The organism is Hymenobacter psoromatis, from assembly GCF_020012125.1.
Taxonomy (GTDB): domain Bacteria; phylum Bacteroidota; class Bacteroidia; order Cytophagales; family Hymenobacteraceae; genus Hymenobacter; species Hymenobacter psoromatis.
Genome location: NZ_JAIFAG010000001.1, coordinates 4,309,529 through 4,332,778, shown reverse-complemented (window position 1 = coordinate 4,332,778; position 23,250 = coordinate 4,309,529). Strand labels below are relative to the sequence as shown.

Sequence of the window (23,250 nt, the reverse complement as noted above, 5' to 3'; positions counted from 1 at the left end):
AATTGAGTAAGCAAAGAACGGCGTGATTCCTTACAAGTTCTCAGTTGCTGGTTCCAGGCGTTTGTCTTGGAACCAGCAACTAAGAACCAGAAAAGCCCGAAACCAGCGCTATCGTTTGCCGGGCCTCGGCCACATCGTGCACGCGCAGCAGGCGCGCGCCGCCTTGCAAAGCCAGCACGTGCAGGGCAGTGGTACCGTTGAGGGCTGTTTCGGGGCCCAGGCCCAAGGGCTTGTACACCATCGCTTTGCGCGAGAGGCCCACCAGCAGGCCGTGGCCCAGGGGGCGCAGCTCGGGCAGGCGGCGCAGCAGCTCATGGTTGTGGGCGGGCGTTTTGGCGAAGCCGAAACCAGGGTCGAGCAGCACGTCGGGCCGGGGCTGGCCGCCGTTGGCCTGGCGCAGCTGGTCGAGCTGGTCGCGAAAAAACCGTAGCAGCGTGAGCACAATATCGTCGTCGTACTGCGCCAGGCTGCGCATGGTTTGGGGCGTGCCCTTGATGTGCATCAGGCAGTAGGGCACTTGCAGGCGGGCCACGGTGGGCAGCATATCGGCATCGAGGGTACCGCCGCCAATGTCGTTCACCATGTCGGCCCCGGCGGCCACGGCGGCGGCGGCTACCTCGGCCCGGAAGGTATCGGCAGAAATAAACGCGGCGGGAAACTCGCGGCGCAAAGCCGCCAGGGCGGGCAGCAGGCGGGCTTTTTCCTCGTCGGGGCTGATGTCGTCGGCTCCCGGCCGTGAGCTGTAGCCGCCCACGTCGAGGGCGGCGGCCCCGGCCGCGAGCATGGCTGCGGCGCGGCGCAGCAGGGCGGCCTCATCGGTGGGGCTTAGGCGCGAGCCGGGGTAGAACGAGTCGGGCGTAACGTTGAGAATGCCCATCACCTGCGGCCGGCGCAGGTCGAGCAGCCGGCCGTGGGGGCTTTTTAGTAAGTGCGTAAAGGAGTTGGTGAGTAAGTCGGCCGGGAGTAGCGCGGGGGCAGTGGGCATCAGCTGGGTGGGGAGGGGTAGGGCGAATGGGGGTTAAATATCCGGCATTGCGGGCGAACTTGCACGGGGTTTCGGCGCGGGTACCAGCTCGCGCAGCGAACGCCGAGGCACACTGCGCCCGCGCCTCCATTCTATTTACTCCCTTACTCCTCTACTTACTTACCGCTTGCAGACCCCCGAACACTACGACCTGATTCTGAGCCGCTGCCGGGCGCTGTTTTTGGCTAAAACGCACGACTATGGCACGGCCTGGCGCATCCTGCGCCTACCCTCGGTCACGGACCAGCTCTTTATCAAGGCCAACCGCGTGCGGACCATTCAGGAAGCGGGCACCCAGAAAATTGCCGACGGCGTGGACGAGGAGTTTGTGGCCATCATCAACTACTGCCTCATTGCCCTGATGCAGCTGCGCCTACCCCCCGCCGCGCCCCTCGACCTGCCCGCCGCCGAAGTGGCCGCCGCCTACGACCACGAAAACGCGCTGAACCGCGAGCTGCTGCTGGCCAAAAACCACGACTACGGCGAAGCCTGGCGACAGATGCGCGTGAGCAGCATTACCGACCTCATCCTCATGAAGATACATCGCATCAAGCAACTCGAAAACCTGGGCGGCGCGGCCCTGGCCAGCGAGGGCGTAGAGGGCGGCTATCGCGACATGCTCAACTACGCCGTGTTCGCGCTGATACTTTTGGAGGAAGTTTCTGGTTCCTAGTTTGAAGCCAGAAATATTTAACTCTACCTTATGCCAATCGACATTCCTAAGCCGATGCGCCAGATTACCCGCTTGTGCTGGGCGATACTGGGCCTGCTGTTTATTTTTTCGGGCCTCATCAAGCTGAATGACCCGGTGGGCACGGCCTATAAGCTGGAAGAATACTTTGAGGTATTTGCCGGCGACGTGCCCGCACTAAGCTGGCTTTTTGACCCGCTCAAAGATGCCAGCCGCTTTTTGAGCGTGGCGCTTAGCTCGCTCGAAGTCATTCTGGGCGTGGCGCTACTGCTGCGCTGGTACCTGCGCCAAACGCTGTATATCCTGCTGGCGCTGCTCGTCTTTTTCACGTTCCTGACTTTCTACTCGGCGGCGTTTAATAAGGTGACGGACTGCGGCTGCTTCGGCGATTTTATTAAGCTCACGCCCTGGACTTCGTTTGGCAAAGACGTATTTCTACTGGTGCTGTGGGCAGTGGTATTCGTGGGGCAGAAGCACCTGCGGCGCGTATTTGTGCGGGGCACGCCGGGGCTGATGGCCATGACCTTTGCCAGCGCGCTGGCCATCGGCATTGGGGTGCGGGCGCTGGGGCACCTGCCGTATTTTGACTTTCTGCCCTACAAGGTGGGCAATAACATCCCGGCGCTCATGAAGCCCGCCGAGGCCCCGCGCTACCAGTACACCTTCACCCGCAATGGCCAGACGCTGACGGCCAAGGAGTTCCCGACCGACACGACCTGGAAATACCAGGATATGAAGGTGCTGAACCCCGAAAAGTCGAAGCCCCTCATTACCGATTTTGTCATCACCGACCCCGACGGCAACGACGTGACGCAGCAAGTGCTAACCGGCAACAAGCTGATTCTCATCGTGCAGAACACCAACAAAACCGACCGCGAGCGCTTCGAGCAGTTCAACCAGCTCTTTGCCGCGGCGGCCAAGTCGCGCAAGCACATCGACGTGCTCACCATCACGAGCACCAGCGCCGGTAAGTTCGACTCGTTTCGGCACGATGTGAATCTGGCTACCCCCTACTACTTCGCCGATGCCACGGTGCTCAAGTCCGTCATCCGCTCCAACCCCGGCCTACTGGTACTGCACAACGGCACCGTGATGGCCAAATATCACTACCACGACATCCCGGCGCTGTATCAGGTCGAGAAAGCGCTATAGGTTGGGGCTTGAAATCGTCTGTCATTGCGTGCGCAACGCAGTGGAGCGCGGCAATGACAGACGGCTTTATTAAGAACCCATGCTCACTTTTCTTCTTCGCCGCCTGGGTCAGGGCCTGCTCGTACTGCTAGGCGTGGCCACGACGGTTTTTTTGCTCTTCAACGTGCTGCCCGGCGACCCGGCGGCCCTGCTGGCGGGGCAGCGCTCGGACGTGGCCACCCGCGCCGCCATCCGGGCCGACCTGGGCCTCGACCAGCCGCTGCCGCAGCGGCTGCTGGGCTACTTGAATGATGCTTCGCCGCTGGGCGTGCACCCGCGCGACTCGGCCGGGCGGGCGCGCTACGGGGGGGTAGGGCTGCTGCCGCTGGGTCACGGGCGGGCGTTGGTGCTGAAGTGGCCCTATCTGCGGCGCTCGTTTCAGAGCAACCAAGACGTGCTGAGCCTCTTGCTCGACCGCTTTCCGGGCACCTTGTGGCTGGCGGTGGCGGCCATGCTGCTGGCCACCGTGGGGGGGGTAGGGCTGGGCGTGGCGGCGGCCCTGCGCCCGCAGTCGTGGCTGGATAGGGTGCTGGTCACGGGTTCGGTGCTGGGCATTTCGGTGCCCTCCTTTGTGGCGGGCATTCTCATTGCCGTCAGCTTCGGCTTTTACTGGAGCCGCTGGACGGGCCTGAGCCTGACCGGGCAGCTCTACGAAACCAACCCCTTCACCGCCGAGCGCCACCTGGCCCTGCGCAACCTGCTGCTGCCGGCCGTGGCGCTGGGCGTGCGCCCGCTGGCCATCATCATGCAACTCACCCGCTCGTCTATGCTCGATGTATTGAGCCAGGACTACATCCGCACGGCCCGCGCTAAGGGCCTGAGCCCCGGCCGCACCGTGCGCCGCCACGCCCTGCGCAACGCCCTGAACCCGGTGGTCACGGCCGTGTCGGGCTGGCTGGCCTCGCTCATGGCAGGCGCGTTTTTCATCGAGTATATTTTCAACTGGAAAGGCCTGGGCACCACGACCTTGCAGGCCGTGCAAAACCTCGATTTCCCGGTCGTGATGGGCGCTACTCTCTTCGTGGCCGCCCTCTTCGTGCTGGTCAATATCGGGGTAGATATGCTCTATGCGCTGCTCGACCCACGGGTGAAGGTGGGGTAGGAAACCGTTTGTCATTGCGAGCAGAGCGAAGCCATCTTCCCTTGTTGTTCGCATCAGTGAATTTGCTACCCTGACGAAAGGAAAGATGGCTTCGCTCTGCTCGCAATGACAAACGATATTAATTCCCAAGAAATGCACCTATACCTGCTGGGCTTGCCGGGCGCAGGCAAAACCACGCTGGGTCGGCAGCTAGCCGAGCACTACGGCCGCGAATTTCTGGACCTGGACGCGGAGATAGTTGCCGCGGCGGGGCAGTCCATCCCAGCCATTTTTGCGGCCGAGGGCGAGGCGGGCTTCCGAGTGCGGGAGGCGGCGGCGCTGCGCGCCGTGGCCGCCCGGCCGGGCCCGCCGCTGGTGGTAGCCACAGGCGGCGGCGCGCCCTGCTTCCACGATAATATGGCCGTGCTGCGGGCCAGTGGCTTCACGCTGTGGCTCGATGTGCCGCTACCCGAATTGGCACGCCGCCTGGCCCGCACGCCCCACGGCCGGCCGCTATTGGCTACCCCCCTACCGCCCGGCCAAACGCCCGTGGCGGCCCTGGTGGCTCACCTCACCCGAACCTTGGTGGCCCGTGAGCGGTTCTACGCACAAGCGCACCTGCGCTACGCCGGAAGCGCTATGGTGGCGGCCGTGGCGGCAGCGTTGGCGGCGGCCGGCTTTGCCCCTACCCCAACCTAAACCACCTGGCCGGCGTAAATTTGTTGGATTACTCCCTGATATTATTCGCTTTCGTATGGAGATGGACACTGTAGCGGCCCGCCCCGCGGCCCCGGCCGCGGCTCCCCGGCCCAAGCATAAAGGCTCGGCGCAGCTCTTTAAAAACCCGGTGCTGGAGCGGCTTTCGCACACGCACATCGCGCTGCCGGTCAGTATTTTCGCTATTACCACGCTCATCAGCTTATATTATGGCTTCACGCACGGCTTCCTGTCGGGCTTGTCGGCGCTGGGGCTGTTTGTGGGCGGCTGGCTACTATTCACGCTGGCCGAATATGTGGTGCACCGCTACCTCTACCATATTGCGGCTACCTCGCCGGGCCGGGCCAAGTTCCAGTACACCATGCACGGGGTGCACCACGAATATCCCAAGGACAAGACCCGGCTGGCCATGCCGCCCATCCTGACGGTGTTCGTGGCTTCGCTGCTGTTCTTTATTTTCCGCTTCGTTTTTGGCACCTGGGCCTTCGGCATTCTGGCCGGCTTCACGTTTGGCTACGCGCTGTACCTGTTTGTGCACTACGCCATTCATGCCTACTCGCCGCCCAAAAACTTCCTCAAAGTGTGGTGGACGCACCACGCCCAGCACCACTACCGGCAGGATGAAATTGCCTTCGGCGTGAGCAGCACCCTCTGGGACCACGTTATCGGCACCATGCCGGGGAAGAAGGATTAATTCAGCAGGGTGCGGGGCTTGCCCCCGCCCGGCGTTGAACGATGCAAATAGGCTTTGTTCAACGCCGGGCGGGGGCAAGCCCCGCACCCTATCAAATCAATAAAAAGGGCCGGCTTCTTTGCAGAAGCCGGCCCTTTTTATTATGCGTTGCCACCACCACCGCCGCTCATCTTACTGACCAGCCACCAGATGACGAGCACGACCAGAAATACGCCGATAACGCCGACCCAGAGGCCACCCTTAAAAATATCGCCCGCCACTGAACAGCCCGTGAGCGTGGAGGCCAGCACGGCGAACATAAACAGCAAAGAAAAACGCGAAGTAGTCATTGGAATAGGCAGAAGGTAAAGTAAATATGAGCTTCTGCCGCACGGCAGATTTCATAGCTTGGCTTACTATAATCTGCGTAAAAAGGTTGACCTGTGAATGGTTGCCTGCTTTTTGGTGAGTAGGCGAGCCCGACATCCCGGCATATCTACCATTTTTGCATTCCCATGACCTACTCCGAGCTTTCGACCGCCTTTGCCCATCGCTTCGGCGAGGCCCCGGCGCTGGTGCTGCGCGCACCCGGCCGCATCAACCTCATCGGTGAGCACACCGACTACAATGACGGCCTGGTGCTACCGGCGGCCATTGATAAGGAAATTCGCTTCGCGCTGCGCCTCAACGGCAGCGACCGCATCCGGCTGGTAGCCCTCGACTTTGACGCTACCTATGAGGTAACCGTGGCCGACCTTGCGCCCCTACCCGGCGGGCACTGGGCCAACTACCAGCTGGGCGTGGTGGCGGGCCTGCTGAAGCGCGGGGCGCAGGTGCCGGGCTTCGACTGCGCCTTTGGGGGCGATATTCCGAGCGGAGCGGGCCTCTCATCCTCGGCCGCGGCCGAATGCGGCGTGGCCTGGGGCCTGAATAATCTGCTCGACTTAAAGCTGGATACGATGACGCTGGCGCAGCTTTCGCAAACCGCCGAGCACGAGTACGCCAAGGTAATGTGCGGGCTCATGGACCAGTTTGCCAGCCTCTTTGGCCGGGCCGGGCACGTGGTGGAGCTGGATTGCCGCTCCCTGGAATACGCTTATTTCCCGTTCGATACCAGCGCCAGCCGCCTCGTGCTCTGCAACTCGGGCGTGAAGCACGCGCTGGCAGACACGGGGTACAACACGCGCCGCGAGGAGTGTGCGGCAGGGGTAGCGATTTTGCAAAAGTACGACCCAGCGATAAAATCGCTGCGCGATGCTACCCTACCCGCCATTGAGGCGGCGAAGGCCGAGCTGGGCGAAGTAATTGAGAAGCGCTGCCGCTACGTGGTGGAAGAAAACCAGCGCGTGCGCGACCTCACGGCCCGCCTGGCCGAGCACCAGTCGCTGACCGAAGTGGGCGAATTACTCTACGCCAGCCACGCTGGCCTGCGCGACCTCTACCAGGTAAGCTGCAAGGAGTTGGACGCGCTCGTGGAGTTGTCGCGCCAGGCCCCCGGCTGCTACGGAGCCCGCATGATGGGCGGCGGCTTCGGCGGCTGCACCCTGAACCTGGTAGACACTGGTCGGGTAAAGGAATTTCTGGCTTACATGAAGCAGGGCTACCACGACCAGCTGGGCCGCGAGCTGGAAACTTACGTTACCAACTTGGCCGATGGGGTAGGCGAGTATCTGGGAGATTAACGTTCAAATTTTCAGGAAATGAAAGCTAAACAGAACGTCATGCAGACCGAAGGGAAGCATCTCGTTTGCTTCGTCGGGAGTATTGTTTCAACGACGTGAGCGAGATGCTTCCCTTCGGTCTGCATGACGTTCTGTTTAGCTTTCGTTTCCTCACATCCTAGCTTTATAATCACCCTCAACATGGATTTAACATCCCAACCCCACCGCCGCCACAATCCGCTGCTTGATGAGTGGGTGCTCGTATCGCCGCACCGCGCTAAGCGGCCCTGGCAGGGCCAGCAGGAAAAGCCGCAGCCCGATACCCGCCCCGCCTACGACCCCACCTGCTACCTCTGCCCCGGTAACCCCCGCACCAGCGGCGCGGTGAACCCGCAGTATGAGCACCAGTTCGTGTTTGACAACGACTTCCCGGCCCTGCTGCCCAACGGCGAAACGGGCTCGTTTGAGGAAGGTGGCCTGCTGCGGGCCGAGGCCGAAACCGGCCACTGCCGGGTGCTGTGCTTCTCGCCGCGCCACGACCTGACACTGCCGGAGATGGAGATTCCGGAAATCCGGCGCGTGGTGGATACCTGGACCGAGGAATTCCGCACGCTGGGCGGCGACCCGAACATTAACTACGTGCAGATATTTGAGAACAAGGGCTTTATGATGGGCTGCTCGAATCCGCACCCGCACGGCCAAATCTGGAGCCAGCGCACCGTGCCCGACCTGCCCTCCAAGGAAACCCGCACCCAGAAGGGCTATTTTGACCGGCACGGCCGCACCATGCTGGCCGATTATTTAGCTATTGAGGAGAAAACCAAGGCCCGCTTCGTGGTCGAGAATGACACCTGGGTGGCGCTGGTACCCTTTTGGGCGGTGTGGCCCTTTGAAACGATGGTGCTGCCGCGCCGCGCCGTGCAGGACCTCACGCAACTAACTGAGCAAGAGCGCGACGGCCTGGCCGATATATTGAGTCAGCTCACCATCCGCTACGACAACCTCTTTGAAATCAGCTTCCCGTACTCGGCTGGCTTTCACCAGCGGCCCACTGATGGCCAGGCCTACCCCGAGTGGCACCTGCACATGCACTTCCTACCCCCCCTGCTGCGCTCGGCCACGGTGAAGAAATTCATGGTGGGCTACGAGCTGCTGGCCAACGCGCAGCGCGACATCACCGCCGAGCAGGCCGCCGACCGGCTGCGGGCGCTGCCGGGCGTGCATTATAAAGTGGCGGCGGCGGCAAATATTCTGCATTAGCCGTTGCTCCTAATCATTGGCAAAATGAATTTAGTTGTTCAGGGCTCAGGAAATTTCTTCATCAAATACCGAGTCTAGTTATCGCACACTCAGATGTTGCGTAGGCAGTGAGCCAACCAACTCACCCCGACCATTATAAGTCACCAAATGCAGCACATACAGGCCTGCAGAAAGGCCCACAGTAGACAGTTCAGTATGGATACTACTTTGGCTAGCTGCTAGTGTTTGCTGATTCACTAATCGACCGGTTTCATCGAGCAGTATAGCTTGTACCTGGGCCACAGTGGTGGGTAGGCCAGTAAGAGTGAGGGTAGTCGCGGCAATAGCTGGATTGGGATGCAGCGTGGCATTAGCACCGGGGATAGCGGCTTGGGCGGCTAAGGGAGTGGGAGTAGTATTAAGTAAAACACTGACCGAAGCGTCATCAATATTGGCTGTCAATACATCAAGTTTACCGTCTCCATTAACGTCAGCTACCGCGACACCTGCAATTCTAGTATAGGCTGCCACTGAATAAGTAGTAGCGGTTTGAAATGTACCATTGCCGTTGCCTTGCAACAGCGCAACTATCTCACTAAATTCATCGCCCATAACCAAGTCAAGCTTGCCATCCCCGTTCATATCGGCAGCAATAATATCGTCAGACCCAGAAATAAGAGCTGGATAAGTAATACAGGGTTGAAAAGTGCCATTGCCATTACCCAGTAATACTCCAACCGAATTTGTTCCTCCATTACTAGAAATTAAATCAATATTTCCGTCTTTGCTTACGTCAGCAGCGGTGATACTCGATGGCGTGCTATTACTCTTTGTTGAGTAAATAGTGGAGGCTTGGAAAGTGCCACTGCCATTACCTAGTAGCACTCCAACCGCATCACCAAAGTAGTTTGCTGTAAGTATGTCAACTTTATTATCCCCGTTGACATCGGCTACGGCAATATTTGTTGGAGAGCTTCCGGGAGTGTTGCCGGTTGAGTAAGCGACTGAATTTTTAAATGTGCCATCGCCATTGCCCAATAGTACATTGACTGTATTTTTATCGTTATCAGGTATGAGTAGGTCAAGTTTGCTATCTCCATTTACATCAGCTACCGCAGTATTTAGGGGCTCACTATATATGCCCGTCGAGTAGGTAGCGGATATTTTAAAAGCCCCATTACCGTTACCAAGCATTATCTCAACGCTACTACTAATTGCGCTGACCGTTATTAAGTCACACTTACTATCTCCGTTTACATCAGCCACCGCAATTTTAGTAGGTTGATGGTAACGCCCTGACGGATAGGCAGAAATGGCCTGAAAAGTACCATTGCCATTCCCTAGCAATATCCCAACCGTATTATCACCTGAATTAGTTGTGAGTAAGTCAAGCTTACCATCGCCATTCACATCAGCAGTGGCAATGCTAGACGGACGGCTCAATATATCTGCTGACGTTGGGTAGCTGACTAGCGAAGCAAAGCTTATCTTTTGGGCATATCCTGTGCTGGCCAGCAGCAGCAGTCCACTTAGACCTGGGAGTGTAAAACGGTTTACCATACGAATGAAGTTGAGATTACAGGTTGCAAGTTAGTTCATTGACCTAACATTTATCTTCTTTAAAAATATTAAAGCATTTTAATAAGAATTAAAATGCTTTAATATTTTTACTTATCACGCGAGTCTGCTAGTTCTATCCCTAATCGCATGCTCCCCATTCTCCTCACCCCGCGCACTGTGGCCGTGACGCGCTACGTGACGCCCTTGCGCGAGGGCGGCTCGCTGCCGGCACTGGTCGAGGCCGACGATGGCTTCCTGTACGTGCTCAAGTTTCGGGGGGCGGGGCAGGGCGTGAAGGTGCTGGTGGCCGAGCTGCTGGTGGGCGAGCTGGCGCGGGCGTTGGGCCTGCGCGTGCCCGAATTAGTCTTCTGTGAACTGGACGAAGCCTTCGGCCGCACCGAGCCCGATGAGGAAATCCAGGACCTGCTGCGGGCCAGCACCGGCCGCAATCTGGCGCTGCACTTCCTGTCCGGGGCCAGCACCTTCGACCCACTGGTGACCACCGTAGAGCCGGCGCTGGCCGCCCTCATCGTGTGGCTCGACTGCCTGACGCTGAACGTGGACCGCACCGCCCGCAACACCAACATGCTGCTCTGGCACCGCGAATTATGGCTTATCGACCACGGCGCGGCGCTCTACGTGCACCACACCGGGCCAAACTGGGTGCAAACCGCCACCCGCGCCTTTCCGCAGGTGAAGGACCACGTGCTGCTACCCGTCACCACGGCCGAGGCCCTGGCGGCTGCCGATGCGGCGGGCCGCGCCCGCCTCACGCCGGCCGTGCTGGCAGGCATCATCGCCGCTATCCCCGACGAGTGGCTGACGGAGCCCGACCAAACGCCCACCGCGCAGCGTGCGGGCTACCAGCAGTTTTTGGAAGCGCGCCTGACCGTTTCCGCCACTTTCACCCAGGAAGCCGACCATGCCCGCCTCGCACTTGTTTGAGTACGCCGTGCTGCGGGTGGTGCCCCGCGTGGAGCGCGAGGAGTTTCTGAACGTGGGCGTGATTCTGTACTGCGGCAGCCAGGGCTTTCTGCAAGCTACCTGCGAGCTGGACGAGGCCCGCCTCGCGGCCTTCGCCGGCGCGCACCTCGACCTGCCCGACGTGCGCGCCCGCCTGCGCGCGTTCGAGCGCATTTGCGGGGGTAGGGCCACGGGCGGGCCCATTGGGCAGCTACCCATCGCCTCGCGCTTCCGCTGGCTCACGGCCCAGCGCAGCACCATTATTCAGACCTCGGCGGTGCACCCCGGCTTGTGCGAAGATGCCGCCGCCACGCTGGCTAGGCTGCATTTACAATTAGTAATAATTAGTAATTAAGAATGAACGTCCTACTGACGAAGGAAGCATCTCTACTGCTTCATTGAACGGCGCAGATGAGGCGGTAGAGATGCTTCCTTCGTCAGCAGGACGTTCTTTAATCAACCATTAATTACTGAACACTCATCCCTACCCCCTCCCCCACCGCGAAGCCCGCGGTGCGGGCCCGCGCCCGCACCAGCGTGCCGGCCGGCAGCTCCACTTCCAGCTCGTAGTAGCTGCCAGAAAACCGCACGGCGCGCACCGTGCCAGCCACCCCGCCCTGGCCGGGCGGCGCTAGGCGCAGCTGCTCGGGGCGTAGCAGTAGGTCGGCCTCGGGCGCGGCGGGGGGGGTAGGGGCCAGGGCCTGGCGGTCGGGGCCGCGCAGCAGGTTGTAGTCGCCGAAGAGGCCGGCCGTGTACTCGTCGGCTGGCTGCTGGTAGAGGTGCTGGGGCGAGCCACGCTGCACCAGCCGGCCGCGGCGCAGCACCAGGATTTCATCGGCCCAGGCGAGCACGTCGGCCGCGTCGTGCGAGACGAGCAGGCAGGTGGTTTTCAACTCACTACCTACCTCCTCAATAATGGCCTGCATGGTGCGCTTGTGGCTGCGGTCGAGGTTGGAGAAGGGCTCATCGAGGAGCAGCAGGCGGGGCTCGCCCAGCAGCAGGCGGGCCAGGGCCACGCGCTGCTGCTCGCCACCCGAGAGCTGGTCGGTGCGCCGGACCAGCAGGTGGTCGATGCGGCAGAAAGTAGCTAGCCGCGCCACCTGCGCGGCGGCCCGCGGCTGGGCGTAGCGCAGCACCTGCTCCACGCGCAGGAACTTGGGCAAGTCCGATTTTTGTGATAAATAGGCCACGCCGGGGTGGCCCGGTACCAGCGCCACGGCCGGCCCGCGTACCCGGCTGCCCGCTATCCGCACCTCGCCGGTGCTGGGCTGCGCCAGCCCGGCAATGAGCTGAAGCAGCGTGCTTTTACCGGCCCCGCTCTCGCCGGCTAAGGCCAGCTTCTGGCCCGCGGGCTGCGCGAAGCTGAGCGGGTGTAGCACCAGCGCGCCGTGCTCCTGAAAGCTGAGGTCCGTAACCGTGAGTAAGTCCATGCGAGAAAATTAAAAGTGATAAATTAAAAATGCAAATAGTTCATTTTTAATTTATCACTTTTAATTTTTGATTCTCCCCCTACCCCCCTTACCAAAACTTATTAACGCACACCTCCTGGTTCTTTTTCTTCAGCCGCAGGCCTATCAGTACCTCGTGGCTGCCGCCGTTGTAGCCGGCCAGCTGGGAGGTGCCGGCATCGTAGGAGTAGCCGATGGTGAACTGCTCGTAGCTGACGCCCACCATCGCCACCACCGCGTCTAGAGCGCGCCACGAGGCCCCGAACCACAGCAGGTCCTTGTACTTGATTTTGGCGTTGAGGTCCACGGAGAGCGGGGCCGGGCTCACGGCCTTCACCAGCACTGAGGGCACCAGCGACCAGTCTTCGGTGAGCGGCAGGCGCACCCCGCCCGTCAGGAAGTAATGCCGCCGCAGCGAGTTGCCGGGCGCGCCCGCGTCGAGCTGACCGGGGCCGTAGGAGAAGTTGAGCCGGTTGCCAAAGAGCTGCGAGCCCGCTAGCCCCACGTAAAAATTAGGGCTGTACACCCACAAGCCGGCCGACGAGTCGAACACCCGCGAGGCGGCGCTGGCCCCCACGGTGGTGGGGTCGTAGAAGTGCAGCAGCTGCCCATCCACGGCAAACTGCTGCATACCCACCGACACGCCCAGGGCCGCCCGAATGGTGCGCGTCAGGCGCAGGTTGTAGGCGTAGGAGCCGTAGACGCTGGTGCGGCTGGTGGGGCCGGTCACGTCATTATACACCAGCCCGCCGATGGCGTGAAAGCCCCGCTGGCGGTCGCGCAGGGGGCGCTTGGCGGTACCGTGCCACCGGCCCAGCGCCGAGCTGGCGCTGAGGTAGTAGGTTTTGGGCGCGCCCTCCAGCCCCACCCACTGCGTGCGGTAGCTGGCCTTGATGTCGATGTAGTCCTCCACACCGGTTGCGCCGGGGTTCAGGATGTAATTATTGTTCATGTACTGGCTGTACTGCGCCTGCTGCTGGGCCAGGGCCGGCGCGGCGGCTAGCAACAGCAGCACCGGCAGCAGCGATAAAATTCTCTTCATAACAATAAATACCTTAATTCTTGACCGAGAAGAAGTTGAATTCGCGTGGGCCAGCACCGCCGGCTGGCCTTTTGATTAATAGAGAACTGTGATGGAGCCGGCGTAGGAACGGCCCAGCGGGCCCTTCGTGACGACGACGTAGTAGTAGGTGCCCACCGGGGCGGGCTGGCCGTTGATGTCGCCGCGCCACTCATTGGCCCGGCTGTAGTTTTCGGCCGAGAAAATCCGGCTGCCCCAGCGGTTGAACACGCTCACGGTGTTGTCGGGGTACTGGTCAATAAACTCAATCTGCCAGGTATCGTCGCGGCCGTCGCCGTTGGGCGTAAAGGCGTTGGGGATGCGGATGGCCGGGTGCACGGTCACGGTCACGTCGTCGGAGGAAGCGCAGCCCCCCGAACCGGCCGAGAGGGTGTAGGTGGTCGTTACTTCGGGCGCAGCCAGGGGCCGCAGCGGGTTATTGCCCGGAAAGGTGAGGCCCAGCGCCGGGGTCCAGGTCACGGGGTAGGTGCCATCGGCGGTGCCTTCCAGCACCACCGACGAGCCGGCCAGAATATCCTTATCGGGCCCGGCATTCACCACCACCGGCGGCTGAATCTCCACCACGATACCGTTGGAAACCACCGTGGCGGGCTGGCCGCAGGCCGTGGTGGTGCTCAGGCGCAGCGTCACGGTTTGGCCGGCGCGCAGCGTGGTGGTGCTGAAAACCGGGGTGGTGGCTCCGGCCACGTCGCGGCCGTCCACCTGCCACTGGTAGGCGGGGGTAGGGCCAATGTCCGTTACGCTAAGAATGCTGAAGGTGAGCGGCGCGCCCAGGCACACCGGCCCGCCCGGCTGCACCGTGATGGCCAGCGTGGGCTGTGGGCTCGGCGTGCGCGTGATGGTGACGGTAGCCGTGGCCGGGCCAGTGCTGCACAGCACCGTGGGCGTGACCACCACCCGCACCTGGTCGCCGGTGACCAGCGTGCTGCTGGTAAACGTCGGCCCGCTGGCCACGGCTGCGTTGTTCACAAACCACTGGATGGTAGGCGCGGGTCCCGCGTTCGTGACCACGGCCGTGAAGGTAAGGGCCGTGCCGGGGCACTGGATGGGCGGGGCCGCCAGGGTCACGGTGGGCGTTAGCACGGGCTGCACGCTAATTGTCACCACGTTGGAAACGTCCGTCGAGCAGCTGCCGGTGCCCGAGGTTACCCGCCGCCGGTAGTAGGTAGTAGCCGTAAGCGCTCCCGGCGCAAACGTGGGGCTGGTCGCACCCGCGATGGCGGTCCAATTGGAGTTATCCGCCGAGGCTTCCCACTGATACGCAAACGTGCCCGTGCCGCCGCCAGCATTGCCGGTGCTGCTGAGGGGGGCAGGCGTAGCGCCCGCGCAGATAGTCTGGTCGGCCGCGATGCTGCCCGCCACCAGCCCCGGCAACACGATAATGGCGACGGAATTTGAGTATACCGGCCCGCAGAGCCCGGAGATTACCTGCCGCCGGTAGTACATGTCTCGGGTGAGCGGACCCGGCGCGTAGCCGGCATCGGTCGCGCCCGCGATATCATCCCAGTTCGCATTATTCCCCGACGACTGCCATTGGTAAACAAACGTGCCCGTGCCGCCACCCGGCCCGGCCGTGCTAGTCAGCGAAGCGGGGGTAGCGCCGGGGCAAATGGTCTGGTCAGAACCGATGCTGCCCGGCGTCACGGCCGGCGTCACGGTGATGGTTACCACATTAGATACCACTGGCGCGCAAGCCCCGTCCGCATTCGCCCGGCGGCGGAAGTAGGTCGTGGCCGTGAGCGCGCCCGGCGCATACGTGGGGCCCGTAGCCCCGCCAATGGGCGCATACGCGCTGTTATCGGCCGAGGCTTCCCATTGGTAAGCGAGGTTGCCCGCACCGCCCGCGGCATCAGTTGTGCTGGTGAGTGGGTTGGCGCTACTCCCCGCGCACAGCGCCTGGTCGGCCGCGATGCTGCCCGCGCTCAGCGCCGGGGTCACCGTGATAGCAACCGAATTAGAAATGACCGGCGCGCAGGCTCCACCCGCGCTCGCCCGGCGGCGGAAGTAGGTCGTGGCCGTGAGCGCGCCCGGCGCATACGTGGGGCCCGTGGCCCCGCCAATGGGCGTCCAGGTCGCGTTATCCGGCGAGGAGTCCCACTGGTAGGCTACCGGGCCCGTGCCGCCGCTGGCATCGCTGGCACTGGCGAGGGGGGTAGGCGTGGCTCCGGCACAAATGGCCTGGTCGGCGGCAATGCTACCCGCCAGCAAGGCGGGTGTGACGGTGATAGTGACGACGTTGGAAATCGCCGGGGCGCAGGCCGCGCCCGAGCTTACCCGCCGCCGGAAATACGTCGTGGCCGTGAGCGCGCCCGGCGCATACGTCGCGCCGGTGGCCCCACTGATGGGGGCAAACGTGCTATTGTCGGCCGAAGATTCCCACTGATATACTACCGTGCCCGCGCCGCCCGCAGCATCGGTCGTGCTGGTGAGCGGCGCCGGGGTAGTGCCCGCGCACAATGCTTGGTCGGCGGCAATGCTACCGGCTAGCAGCGCCGGCACCACGGTGATAGTGACCACGTTAGTGGGCGGCGTGGTGCAGGGGGTAGAGAGCACCTGGCGGCGGAAGTAGGTAGTCACCGTGAGCGGACCGGGCGTGTACCCAGCCGCGGTAGCACCAGCAATAGCCCTAAACGTGCTATCAACGTTGACCGGCGACGATTCCCACTGGTAAGTAAACGTGCCGCTGCCGCCCGTGGCCGGCGCGGTGCTGGTGAGCGGGGCCACGGGGCTACCCGCGCACACGGTCTGGTCGGCGGCGATGCTGCCGGTCACCAGGGCCGGCAGCACGGTAATGGCTACTGAGGCCGTGAAAGTAGGGGTGCAGTACGGACCGGAGCCGTCGGGCAGCAGCAGCAGCGCCCGCCGATGAAAATAAGTGGTGCCGAGCGGCAGGTTTGCTGGCAGGTAGCTGGCACTGGTAGCCCCAGCGATAGCCGTGAAAGTGGTATTATCCGAGGACGACTCCCACTGGTAAACGAGCGGCAGGCCAGAATCGCCCGACGCATCGGTGGTGCTGGTCAGGATAGTCGGCGCGGTGCCGACGCACAGCGTCTGCGGGCCGGCAATGTTGCCCGGCGCGGGGAGGTTTGGCACCCGAACACCGCCCGAGCTTTCGCGGCAAAAGCACGCGGTCGTGATACGCAGCGTCACGGTGTAGTCGCCGGGCGTAGCGTAAACGTGCACCGGGTTCTCCTCCGCCGAGATGGCCCCGTCGCCAAACTGCCAGGCGTAGGTTTTCCCGTCAAAGTCAATGGGCGGAGCCGTAAAAGTGATTTGCCGGCAACCCGTTATCTTATAGCTAGGCCCCACGCGCAGCAGCGAGCTTTGGTTGAAGTTGACCAAGCCCAGGCTGCTCAGGCGGCCGCCTAAGGTCAGGCTATCGTCGGCGTAGCGGACTTTCGCCCCCAGCGAGTCGGGGTAGGGAATGAAGCCCAGCGCGGGCTGGTTGTTGCGGGCCACGTAAATCTTGCCGTCGGGCGCGGCCTGTAAGGAGCCCAGGTCGGCGGGCATCTTTTGCTTGAGCGGAATAATCTGCTTGGTAACCGGCCCGTTGCCGCTGATGTCGAATTGCAGCAGCTGGGGCGGGTTCATCACCGTAGCGTAGAGATAGCTGCCGGGCGAAAACCCTACCCCATAGTATTTCCCCGCCCCCTTGTCAACTATGTAAGGCACCATTGGATTCGCACTAACCATGCCCGTGCCGGTATCAAACCCAAACAGTTCGACGGTGCTGCTGCTGTCGCCCAGCACTTCGCTGTAGCGGGCTAGGGCCAGCCGCTTGCCGTCGGGCGTCACCTTCATCTGGCCCTTGTAGCCCACCGGCGACACACTCGGCGCGTGCAGGCTGCCGATAGCCGAAATAATGGGGATAGTATCCACGCCGGTCGTCAGACGCACGCGGTAGGCCAGGAAGGCATCGCCGCGGTTGTCGTTGCCGGTTTTGGCAGCGCCCCAGCCGTGCGCGATGACCCAGATGTCGCAGCCGTTTTTGTGAAACACGCCCGTTAGCTTCTCCGCCGTGCCGCGGGCCAGGTGCTTGTTTTTGGTAGCAGCAATGACGGTGCCCGGCCCACCGCCCCCCGGAATGTCTATTTCCGAATAGTTCAGGCCCGCGGTGCTGTCTAGGGTGAAGAGCAGGTAGCGCGTCGGCTGCCCCGTCATCACGATGCCCGGCATCCTGATGGGGAGGGGGCCGTCGGTGCTGAAGCGGCTGCCCGCCAGCCCCGTGCCATTGGTCATCACGGTGCCGTCGCCGTTCCACACGGTTTCGCCGTTGCTGTAGAAAAGGATTTTGCCATTGGCATCCGACATCACCCCCGAGCCGGCAGGGGCATCCATCGCCCCATCGGTCAGCACCTTGGGCGGAATGGAGTCGGTGGCTTGGTTGAAGTCGAGCCCCGCCTTGAAGCCGAAGTACCAGGTGTTGGCAAACTTCTCGTCCGCTGCGCATTCCGGCGGGGCGGTGGGGGCCGTTTGCGCCCGGCTCGTAGTGGCCACGCCGCTCAGCAGCAGAAGAAGCGCCAGCCACCAGCCGCTGGCCGCCCGCAACCGCCCGGCCAGGACCCGGCCGCTCACACCGGCCGGCGGGCTGGGGGTAGCGAGAGGCAGGGCAGAAATACAAGTAGGAGATAGGGCAGGATGCGATAGCTCTGCGAGCATAGAGAAGCAGGTAAAAGAGCAGATAGACAAGTGAGTACCCAGAAAGAAAAGTACCCCGCGCTACCCCGAAGGAACGAAGTCGAATAGCTAGTCATTGCGCTAAAAAAGCGTTCCTAGCCAGCTTCAGTAAAGCTACGCACGGCCGGCCGGTTTATCCCCAGCGCTACCCGAATAGGCATGAGTGCCGCCTGAAGGCATTCGCTTGGGGTCGGTTTAGTCAGAGTGGCGGTCGGAGCCGGGCGGTAGTTTAGCAGGATTTAGGCTCCGCTGAAATTTCAGGACTGTCCCTGTTCCCTACCGGCCTCCTTCTGCCAAACCATTAGCCAGATAAATCAACGGCGAAAGCAGACCCTTTAAAGACCAAGCGCGCTGCCCGAAGCAGGAGCGCGAGCTGCAATGTTCGCGCTCCTGCACGCTGACTCGGAATCTGCTGTAAACTGATGTATAGCCCAAGAATGTGATGGGAAGTTTTTTATTACCAAACTCCGCCAGCACTTAGGGCATCATTGCCTCACGGCAGCGCCCGCAAAGCGCATAAGGCTTAGCTAAGGGCCACGGAGTCATTGTGAAGATGGGGGCCAAGTGATGCCCCCGGAGCAGACCCAACCCCACTTGATGACCGTCTCTACGCTTTGCAGGAAACTATCCCGCAGCTCGCGCGCGCAGCTCCACACCGCCTATTCCAACGCCACGGCAGTAAGTCGCCTGCCGGCCCCAGCGGAGAAGAAAAAGGAACTTAAGGACTGATGTTACGCCGGGGGCAGTAGCGCGATTTACAAAAATCGCGCTACTGCCCTGGAGCCGCTTTAATTGAGCAACTGTGCAACAACAGTTGAGGACTACCCCAGTGACTATTTGCACATTGGCTTAGCCGAAGTGCATCCCGAAGGAGGAAAAGTGTACTGCCCAAATGCTTCAGGCGCATTTTCGTCGCCATTGACCGCACCAGTAGGCTGGCCTTTGCTGAACTCCTGCTACTCGCTATTACTACGCCTAGCTACTTAAGAGCAAGTTGGTTGAGCATGGTGATAGAATATAACTCGTGTTATATAGTAATATTTTACTATATTATAATAAAAATTCTGCCTAGTGCTGCACTACCAGCTTGCGGTACACGATAGCCTGATTAACGCGAATATTTAGCACGTAAGTAGCTGCCGGCAAATCCACTACCGAAATATGTAGCGCGGAGCCGGTACCGCTGGCCTGCCGTACTGCCCGGCCCAGCACATCGTAAACAACTACACTGAGCTGCGTGCTGGCCGAACCCACGTCCACAGTAAATTCTTGCTGAGCGGGTATTGGGTAGATGCTAAGTGGGAAGGACGCCGCAGGGGTAGTCGCCAGGGGCAGGCCAACTGGGGCACCCCCCGTGAGCCCCGGCACAAGCAAGCAGGTTAGACCTTGCGTTAGGATAGAAACAGGCTGTAGGTACGAGAACGATTGCGGGTCTAGGGCGGAGGCCCCTACCAGTAAGCGCCCGCCAGCCTGAATCACCAGGCAGCTGGCTTCGGGGTGTAGAAATACCTGGTCGGCAAACGTATCATCGACCTGCCCGCTGGCTAGCAAGCGCGCAATACCCCGGTGCGCCTGGCCCTGGATACTGGTAAAGTAACCCGCGCACAAAATCCGGCCATCATCTTGCACAGCTACCACCTTAATGCTGGAAATGCCATTTATAAGCACTACGCCGGCATCGAACGAGGCATCTACCGCCCCCGTAGGTAGGAGGCGCACGATATCTTGGTGCGGAGTGCCATCAAAGTCCGTAAACTCACCCGCTACCAGGATGCCGCCGTCGGGCTGCACGGCCAAGGCGTGCAGGTAGTGTGGCACGCTGGTAGGCCGGCCGGTAGGAGCCCCCTGGGGCGTTAGCTGCCAACTAGTCGTCAGGGTGAGCGCAGCCAGCCGTTCGTCGCGCTGCAGTACGAGCGCATTTACCCAGGGAACGTAAGTGCCAAAATTGCCCGTGAAGCCGTCGTCGAGGGCACCCTGCGAGGTGAGGCGCAGTAGCTTGGCTTTCGGCATCGAGAAGCTGCCGCCAACTAGCAGGCGGCCATTGGGGTAAGCGGCCAGCGAGGAGACGCTTGCGTTCAGGCTTGGGGCCACAAAGGTGAGGTCCTGGCTGCCGCTGCTAGTGAGCCGTAGCAGGTAGCGCCGGCTCGGTGCGGCCGACTCATAAAAATCACCCCCCACGTAGAGGGTGCCCTGCGGCCCAGGGGCCAGGGCCTGCACGGTGCCTTCCAGGGGCGGCAGCGCCTGTGTGGCGGCTACGTCTACGGTGCCATCGGCCCGCAGAAAAGCCAAATTGCGGGCTGCTATTCCGTTGATAGTGTTGAAATTGCCGCCCACCAGCAGGCGGCCCTGGTCTAGGGGAAGCACGGCGGCAATGCTGCCGATGTTCTCGACCGGCAGCGGGAAGGGGGAAACCTGCCCCGCGGCCCCTACCTGCACTATGCCAGCGGGCTGATGATTGAAAAGCGTGAATGCGCCGCACGCCAGGGCCTGGCCATCGGCCAGCAGGCACAACGCAGTAACGACGCCGTGCCAATCTGTATGATAGGGGGAGGACGAGTCCAGCGTGCCGGTGGGCGACACCCGCACCAGCCCTGGGCAGGGCTGCCCGTTGGCTTGCTGAAAGCTGCCCGCCAGCAAAATGCTACCCGAGGGCTGAACAACCAGGTGATGGTCGCTCTGAGGATTAAAGGCTAGGTAGGAATAGGTGCTGGAAGCAAAGGTGTTATCGCGGCTACCGCTGGCCGACAGACGGAATAGCCCTTGCCCGGTATCCGGGCTAATGGCATTAACGACCACCTTGCTATCGGGCTGCACGGCAAAGCCATCAAAAAAAGCGGCGGCCGGAATGGCGGCCTCGAAGGAAGGGTCCGGGCGGCCATCGGGCAGTAGGCGCACCAGGTGCGCGTGGGCAACTCCCCCGTAGCTGGTAAAATCACCGCCGACCATAATCCTCCCATCGGGCTGCACCTGGATGCTCGTCACGGCATCACTGAAGCCTCCCGGCGCTAGCACGAAGCTGGGGTCAAGCTGCCCCGTGGGCAGCAGCCGTGCCAGCCGGGGCATGGCCGCCCCGTTGACAGTGGTGAAGCTGCCCCCGATTAGGAGCTTGCCATCGGGCTGCACCTCGCCCGCGTTGGCCTCGTCGTCGAGGCGGAGGCCAAACTGCCGGTTGAGCGTGCCATCCGGGTGCAGGACGACTACCCTTCCTTGGCGGTACAAGTCGAATTCACGCACGCCAAAGCTGCCCCCGACCAATAAAATATTGCCATTGGGTAGCACGCGCATAGAGCGGGCAGCCCCGCCAGCCTCCAGCCAAGTGGTACCAAAAGTTTGGTCGAGGCTACCATCCAGGTTGACGCGAATAAGTCCCTTCACTAAACTGCCTTTGTAGTAAGCTGGTGGCACCAGCGAAATGATAAGGCGGCCATCGGCCTGCTGCACGGCATTATTAGTGGTAACTGGCGAGCTAAGCCGCGTGGGCGCAAAGCCCGAATCCAGGCTTTGCGCCTGGGCCACCACCGGCCAGCTGCAAATACTTACCAGCAGCATCCACCAAGCTACGGGCAACCGAAAGTAAATGGGTAGCGTCATGAGTTTACGTGAAAAGACGAGTCTAAAGTACGCATATGACCGGTGGTGCGGTGCGAAGGTTGCGTACCAAAGCCGCCATAGTAAAGCAAGCGTCCGTTTTGTTCGGTTATCCTGCTAATGAGGTGGTTGGGTACAAACGGACACCAAACCAAAGCAGGCTGAAAAGCTAGTGGCGTTCGACTTCGAGCGGGGTGCAGCAGCCCAGGACGGCGGGCAGCCATTGCGTGTTGTAAAGAAGGTTTGGGACGAGCCGCGCGCACCCACCTACCCGACGCGGCTGGTGGCCGCAGTAAAAGCCGCCGCGGTGGCGCAGTCCGCCAAGCTCAAGGCTGACAACGCATCAATTAGCCTTCAACCAAATAAGTTAAACCTACTGATATCAGCGCAGCAGCAGCAGCAGCGCCCCGACACTACCGGCTAGCCGCTGCCAGCGAACGGCCCGCCAGCCCAGGGTCCCGGCCCAGAAAAGCCGCCAGGGCCGCATCAAAATCGGCCAGCGGCGGGGGCTGCGGGCTGAGCAGCGCAAAAAGCTCCGCATCCAGGGCTACGCGCCAGGCCAGGTATTTTTGCAGCCCAGCCAGCCCGAATGCCAGCAGCGCGGCCCCCACCGCCAGGGGCTGCTCCGCGCTGGCAGCCAGCACCAGCGTGCCTAGCAGCAGCACCGACGAGCACCCGTCGAGCACCCGGCCCGCCCGTAAGAACCCGCGTACTACGCCGGGCGCTAGCGCATTACCCAAGCTCATGCGGCGGTTTTTAAGTAGTCGTTATCAATAGGTTGGCTGGCCAGAAAGGCTACCAGCGCCGCCCGGTGGGCGGGCCCCAGCACGGCGCGGGGCTGGGCCGCCCGCACCCGCGCCACGGCGGCGGTGGTAGCGGCCAGCCCGTGGCGCAGCAGCCAGGCCGCTACCACCACGGCGGCCTGCGAGTGACCTAGGGCGCAGTGCACCAGCACCGGCCGGGGTGTGCGAGCCACCAGTTCATCGAGCGCCGCCACGGCTTGCGCCAGTTCTTCGGCCGAGGGAACTATCAGGTCGAGCAGCGGCACGCTACGGGAGGGTAGCGTCGTGCGGCGGCCGCTAAACTCGGCGGCCACGTCCAGCACCGCCCCGATGGGTAGCTGCGGCCAGTCGGCGCGGCCGGGGGCCCAGCCCAGCCAGATGCCGGGTGCCACCACCACAGCCGGGGCCCGGCCGCGCGTGAGCCAGCGTGACGACCACCACGTCCCCAGCCGGTAGGGGGCCAGCAGCAGGCGGGCCGCCCAGCTTTGCCGCCCGTGGGTTTTCTGAAACACGGCTACCCCGTAGCGGGCGTAGGCCAGCGCCAGCAGCAGCAGCTAGGCCCAGCCCTCGAGGGCCGCGGCCAACCCTAGGCACCCAGCGCTGGCCAGCCCGTAAGCCCCGGCTAGCCGGCGACGCGGGCCGGCCGCCGGGGCGGCGAGCCGCCCGGCCGGCGCATCGGGGAAGAGATATACGCTGACTACTGCTACGGCGACTGGGGCAGCTACCTGGGTGGACTCAAAGTTGGGCAGCGAGTCGTGGTGCTCCGGCTCCGGAAACTCGTCCGAATTAGCCCTTCTGCAAACAGCACATAGGGTGGCACGCCCACTTGAAAAGAGTTTGTAGGCACCAAAACCGAAACAGCCACCCAGACTCT

At 62.0% G+C, this 23,250-nt stretch carries 18 protein-coding genes and 1 pseudogene; 10 read left to right on the top strand and 9 right to left on the bottom strand.

The window, feature by feature from the left end:
* Positions 1–79: 79 nt before the first annotated feature.
* Entirely contained in the window at positions 80–985 is a 906-nt protein-coding gene (gene folP / locus LC531_RS18700) for a dihydropteroate synthase (protein ID WP_223652995.1), read from the bottom strand.
* 166 nt (positions 986–1,151) lie between these two features.
* On the opposite strand from folP, the gene LC531_RS18695 reads away from it, so the two are divergent.
* From LC531_RS18695 to LC531_RS18675, 5 genes are all read left to right on the top strand, one after another.
* Positions 1,152–1,697: a DUF1599 domain-containing protein gene (locus tag LC531_RS18695; RefSeq protein WP_223652992.1), complete on the top strand. Its 546-nt coding sequence runs from the start codon at positions 1,152–1,154 to the stop codon at positions 1,695–1,697.
* 30 nt (positions 1,698–1,727) lie between these two features.
* On the top strand, positions 1,728–2,867 hold the full coding sequence (locus tag LC531_RS18690; protein WP_223652990.1) for a BT_3928 family protein: 1,140 nt from the start codon (positions 1,728–1,730) through the stop codon (positions 2,865–2,867).
* A 79-nt stretch (positions 2,868–2,946) separates the two neighbouring features.
* On the top strand, positions 2,947–4,008 hold the full coding sequence (locus tag LC531_RS18685; protein WP_223652988.1) for an ABC transporter permease: 1,062 nt from the start codon (positions 2,947–2,949) through the stop codon (positions 4,006–4,008).
* 132 nt (positions 4,009–4,140) lie between these two features.
* Positions 4,141–4,686 carry a shikimate kinase gene (locus tag LC531_RS18680; RefSeq protein ID WP_223652986.1) on the top strand — a complete coding sequence of 182 codons (546 nt, stop codon included), beginning with the start codon at positions 4,141–4,143 and terminating at the stop codon, positions 4,684–4,686.
* 55 nt (positions 4,687–4,741) lie between these two features.
* Positions 4,742–5,398, top strand: coding sequence for a sterol desaturase family protein (locus LC531_RS18675; protein WP_223652984.1), 657 nt, complete (start codon positions 4,742–4,744; stop codon positions 5,396–5,398).
* Between the two features lie 140 nt (positions 5,399–5,538).
* Here the strand turns inward: LC531_RS18675 and LC531_RS18670 are convergent, their stop codons facing one another.
* Positions 5,539–5,727: a hypothetical protein gene (locus LC531_RS18670; RefSeq protein WP_223652982.1), complete on the bottom strand. Its 189-nt coding sequence runs from the start codon at positions 5,725–5,727 to the stop codon at positions 5,539–5,541.
* Between the two features lie 165 nt (positions 5,728–5,892).
* Here LC531_RS18670 and galK point away from each other — a divergent pair, with 165 nt between their 5' ends.
* Both galK and LC531_RS18660 read left to right on the top strand, forming a co-directional pair.
* Positions 5,893–7,059 (top strand): galactokinase, encoded by a 1,167-nt coding sequence (gene galK, locus LC531_RS18665; protein ID WP_223652980.1) that lies wholly within the window; start codon positions 5,893–5,895, stop codon positions 7,057–7,059.
* 180 nt (positions 7,060–7,239) lie between these two features.
* Entirely contained in the window at positions 7,240–8,298 is a 1,059-nt protein-coding gene (locus LC531_RS18660) for a UDP-glucose--hexose-1-phosphate uridylyltransferase (protein ID WP_223652979.1), read from the top strand.
* 78 nt (positions 8,299–8,376) lie between these two features.
* Here LC531_RS18660 and LC531_RS18655 read toward each other — a convergent pair whose 3' ends face one another.
* Positions 8,377–9,837: an FG-GAP repeat domain-containing protein gene (locus tag LC531_RS18655; protein WP_223652978.1), complete on the bottom strand. Its 1,461-nt coding sequence runs from the start codon at positions 9,835–9,837 to the stop codon at positions 8,377–8,379.
* Between the two features lie 147 nt (positions 9,838–9,984).
* On the opposite strand from LC531_RS18655, the gene LC531_RS18650 reads away from it, so the two are divergent.
* Positions 9,985–10,782: a HipA family kinase gene (locus LC531_RS18650; protein WP_223652977.1), complete on the top strand. Its 798-nt coding sequence runs from the start codon at positions 9,985–9,987 to the stop codon at positions 10,780–10,782.
* Complete coding sequence (locus LC531_RS18645; RefSeq protein ID WP_223652976.1) at positions 10,760–11,155, top strand: DUF3037 domain-containing protein; 396 nt, start codon at positions 10,760–10,762, stop codon at positions 11,153–11,155. Before LC531_RS18650 ends, LC531_RS18645 begins: the two co-directional genes overlap by 23 nt.
* A 112-nt stretch (positions 11,156–11,267) precedes the next feature.
* Here LC531_RS18645 and LC531_RS18640 read toward each other — a convergent pair whose 3' ends face one another.
* The 3 genes from LC531_RS18640 to LC531_RS18630 all read right to left on the bottom strand — a co-directional run bounded on the left by LC531_RS18640 (position 11,268) and on the right by LC531_RS18630 (position 17,988).
* The gene (locus tag LC531_RS18640; protein ID WP_223652975.1) at positions 11,268–12,230 is read right to left on the bottom strand and encodes an ABC transporter ATP-binding protein; all 963 of its coding nucleotides are present in this window, start codon (positions 12,228–12,230) and stop codon (positions 11,268–11,270) included.
* Positions 12,231–12,318: 88 nt separating this feature from the next.
* Positions 12,319–13,290 (bottom strand): PorP/SprF family type IX secretion system membrane protein, encoded by a 972-nt coding sequence (locus tag LC531_RS18635; protein WP_223652974.1) that lies wholly within the window; start codon positions 13,288–13,290, stop codon positions 12,319–12,321.
* A gap of 75 nt (positions 13,291–13,365) precedes the next feature.
* Complete coding sequence (locus LC531_RS18630) at positions 13,366–17,988, bottom strand: T9SS type B sorting domain-containing protein (protein ID WP_223652972.1); 4,623 nt, start codon at positions 17,986–17,988, stop codon at positions 13,366–13,368.
* Positions 17,989–18,596: 608 nt separating this feature from the next.
* Between LC531_RS18630 and LC531_RS23050 the strand changes: the two are divergent.
* Positions 18,597–18,717, top strand: a pseudogene (locus tag LC531_RS23050) (IS481 family transposase); the annotation flags it as partial.
* Between the two features lie 357 nt (positions 18,718–19,074).
* Here the strand turns inward: LC531_RS23050 and LC531_RS18625 are convergent.
* The 3 genes from LC531_RS18625 to LC531_RS18615 all read right to left on the bottom strand — a co-directional run bounded on the left by LC531_RS18625 (position 19,075) and on the right by LC531_RS18615 (position 22,888).
* On the bottom strand, positions 19,075–21,597 hold the full coding sequence (locus LC531_RS18625; RefSeq protein ID WP_223652970.1) for a T9SS type A sorting domain-containing protein: 2,523 nt from the start codon (positions 21,595–21,597) through the stop codon (positions 19,075–19,077).
* Between the two features lie 410 nt (positions 21,598–22,007).
* The gene (locus tag LC531_RS18620) at positions 22,008–22,340 is read right to left on the bottom strand and encodes a hypothetical protein (RefSeq protein WP_223652968.1); all 333 of its coding nucleotides are present in this window, start codon (positions 22,338–22,340) and stop codon (positions 22,008–22,010) included.
* Positions 22,337–22,888, bottom strand: coding sequence for a dual specificity protein phosphatase family protein (locus LC531_RS18615; protein ID WP_223652966.1), 552 nt, complete (start codon positions 22,886–22,888; stop codon positions 22,337–22,339). Before LC531_RS18615 ends, LC531_RS18620 begins: the two co-directional genes overlap by 4 nt.
* Between the last annotated feature and the right edge of the window lie 362 nt (positions 22,889–23,250).

Bases quoted from the DNA above. Each gene is read 5' to 3' on its own strand.
- folP (WP_223652995.1), bottom strand. From the start codon at position 985: ATGCCCACTGCCCCCGCGCTACTCCCGGCCGACTTACTCACCAACTCC.
- LC531_RS18690 (WP_223652990.1), top strand. From the start codon at position 1,728: ATGCCAATCGACATTCCTAAGCCGATGCGCCAGATTACCCGCTTGTGC.
- LC531_RS18685 (WP_223652988.1), top strand. From the start codon at position 2,947: ATGCTCACTTTTCTTCTTCGCCGCCTGGGTCAGGGCCTGCTCGTACTG.
- LC531_RS18680 (WP_223652986.1), top strand. From the start codon at position 4,141: ATGCACCTATACCTGCTGGGCTTGCCGGGCGCAGGCAAAACCACGCTG.
- LC531_RS18675 (WP_223652984.1), top strand. From the start codon at position 4,742: ATGGAGATGGACACTGTAGCGGCCCGCCCCGCGGCCCCGGCCGCGGCT.
- LC531_RS18670 (WP_223652982.1), bottom strand. From the start codon at position 5,727: ATGACTACTTCGCGTTTTTCTTTGCTGTTTATGTTCGCCGTGCTGGCC.
- galK (WP_223652980.1), top strand. From the start codon at position 5,893: ATGACCTACTCCGAGCTTTCGACCGCCTTTGCCCATCGCTTCGGCGAG.
- LC531_RS18660 (WP_223652979.1), top strand. From the start codon at position 7,240: ATGGATTTAACATCCCAACCCCACCGCCGCCACAATCCGCTGCTTGAT.
- LC531_RS18655 (WP_223652978.1), bottom strand. From the start codon at position 9,837: ATGGTAAACCGTTTTACACTCCCAGGTCTAAGTGGACTGCTGCTGCTG.
- LC531_RS18650 (WP_223652977.1), top strand. From the start codon at position 9,985: ATGCTCCCCATTCTCCTCACCCCGCGCACTGTGGCCGTGACGCGCTAC.
- LC531_RS18645 (WP_223652976.1), top strand. From the start codon at position 10,760: ATGCCCGCCTCGCACTTGTTTGAGTACGCCGTGCTGCGGGTGGTGCCC.
- LC531_RS18640 (WP_223652975.1), bottom strand. From the start codon at position 12,230: ATGGACTTACTCACGGTTACGGACCTCAGCTTTCAGGAGCACGGCGCG.
- LC531_RS18635 (WP_223652974.1), bottom strand. From the start codon at position 13,290: ATGAAGAGAATTTTATCGCTGCTGCCGGTGCTGCTGTTGCTAGCCGCC.
- LC531_RS18630 (WP_223652972.1), bottom strand. From the start codon at position 17,988: ATGCTCGCAGAGCTATCGCATCCTGCCCTATCTCCTACTTGTATTTCT.
- LC531_RS18625 (WP_223652970.1), bottom strand. From the start codon at position 21,597: ATGACGCTACCCATTTACTTTCGGTTGCCCGTAGCTTGGTGGATGCTG.
- LC531_RS18620 (WP_223652968.1), bottom strand. From the start codon at position 22,340: ATGAGCTTGGGTAATGCGCTAGCGCCCGGCGTAGTACGCGGGTTCTTA.